Source organism: Bacteroidota bacterium (genome assembly GCA_030017895.1).
GTDB lineage: Bacteria > Bacteroidota > Ignavibacteria > UBA10030 > BY39 > JASEGV01.
Map to the genome: position 1 here is coordinate 1 of JASEGV010000068.1, position 1,775 is coordinate 1,775.

Here is a 1,775-nt window from a genome sequence, read left to right on the forward strand (position 1 = left end):
AGATGTTTCGCTTCGCTCAACATGACAAAAAGTCAATTCTGCGTAACTTCAGTGATTAAATCGAGTTCTTTTTCTGTATCTTTTAATCGAATCGCTTCACTGACGGTTCGAGTCAGTTCAACGGCTAAATAAATAATGTTTTCTTCATTATAATCTGGAAATTCGCCCCGTTTTATTTCATCTATCCGTTCAGGTGAAAAACCGTATGCGTACAATGCTAAAGCTGTATAAGGCAAATAAATCCACCAGTGTTTAGGTAAATAACAGAAAACATCATCGAGCGCATCAGCCAATGCTAAATCTTCGGGCGATATGTTAAGCTCAACATTCCGATTTTTCATAACGTTACTTCAAACATACCAAATCCGAGTGAATTCTTCTCGCCTATACCGCATTGATACGCCAATTTAATAAGCTCTATCGAGCCAGTCATTTTAAACGGAACGATGAAACCTCTAACACTGGTTTCTTCGGGTTCGCCCTCTTTTATTTTAATCAGCTTGGACACTTTGTTCTCGCCGCCTCTGTTTTTTATATATTGCATATCGGTCTCGAACTTCAAAATTTTATCTGAAGGTTCGGCTTCGTACAAGGTTTTATATTTCCACAACAAATTTTCTCGAATACATTCCGACAGTCTGCCGTCCAATGCTTTAAGATAATCGGGATGTTTATATGCTCCAGCAACCGAAATGCTAATAGGACCAAGTGCTTTACATCTAATGTCATTAGTAATTTTCGGTTCGGGGAGTGTTTCTACCTGCTCAATTCTAAAAGTGGTGTGGCATATTTCTCGTAAACCAATTGGGAGTTCTTGCGATTCGAAAATTCCGATTACAAAATTTTGTATGAACGATTCGTCTAACGGTGATGATACTAACAATTGAGGATGCTCGCCGTTTTGTAAAATCAACTTGTTGTCGGAAATTGCGGCGCGATCTCGAAAGAACAATTTTGAAAATGTAAAAAACTTGAACCTGCGGTTATGTGTTGTAGGATAACCTTTGCTGTGGAGTAACTCGGCGAATTGGGGTTCTGCCTTGTTCAGTATCTTATATATTGCAGCAGAAAGAGGATACTGATAATTAATCGGTAGTGCTGGATTTTTTTCAGATGCTTTAAGTGTTAGTTTGATTCTCAATAGTTTATCTTCTCCTTTTATTCGTATGGAATATGAGAAAAAAGAATTTTAAAGTCAAACGAAGCTGTTTGCCTTTGGGCAAGAATTTTATTATTATTTAACAAATTCAAGAGCAAACAATGAAACAACTAGGAATTAAAAAACTTTATTACTCAATTAGCGAAGTGAGTAAAATAACCGACTTAGAACAATACGTTTTAAGATATTGGGAATCAGAGTTTGAAAATTTGCAACCCGCAAAAAACCGTGCGGGTAACAGAATTTATACAAATAAGGATATTAAACTTATTTTGTATATCAAAAAGCTCCTTCGTGATGAGCGTTATACAATTGAAGGGGCAAAACAAGTGATGGCGTCTTATGTTCCCGAAGATGATGGGGGCGAACAATTAGAATTAATTCCAGCAGTTTCAACAACCGGAGAACAGGCTGTTGTTCAACCAAAACAGCCGGACAACCGGTTGAAAAATGATTTGATAGAGATTAAGAAATTTTTTGAAGAGTTTCTCGTAAGGTTAACATAATTTTCTTAATTACAAATTCGGAACGTAGTCCCGCCGATGGCGGGATAAACTCCACCCGGCTAGCGCACTTGTCCCAAGGGAATCCCTTAAGGACTTGGAGTGCAAGGGTT

At 37.6% G+C, this 1,775-nt stretch carries 3 protein-coding genes; 1 reads left to right on the forward strand and 2 read right to left on the reverse strand.

The features are described 5' to 3' along the window. Positions 1-32: 32 nt before the first annotated feature. The gene (locus tag QME58_11545) at positions 33-341 is read right to left on the reverse strand and encodes a hypothetical protein (protein ID MDI6804459.1); all 309 of its coding nucleotides are present in this window, start codon (positions 339-341) and stop codon (positions 33-35) included. Further along, positions 338-1,141, reverse strand: coding sequence for a CRISPR-associated endoribonuclease Cas6 (cas6, locus tag QME58_11550; GenBank protein MDI6804460.1), 804 nt, complete (start codon positions 1,139-1,141; stop codon positions 338-340). Before cas6 ends, QME58_11545 begins: the two co-directional genes overlap by 4 nt. Before the next feature lie 119 nt (positions 1,142-1,260). Between cas6 and QME58_11555 the strand changes: the two genes are divergently transcribed. After that, entirely contained in the window at positions 1,261-1,665 is a 405-nt protein-coding gene (locus QME58_11555) for a MerR family transcriptional regulator (GenBank protein ID MDI6804461.1), read from the forward strand. Positions 1,666-1,775: the final 110 nt, after the last annotated feature.

Excerpts from the sequence above, each read along its gene's own strand:
- QME58_11555 (MDI6804461.1), top strand. The coding sequence starts at position 1,261 with ATGAAACAACTAGGAATTAAAAAACTTTATTACTCAATTAGCGAAGTG.
- QME58_11545 (MDI6804459.1), bottom strand. The coding sequence starts at position 341 with ATGAAAAATCGGAATGTTGAGCTTAACATATCGCCCGAAGATTTAGCA.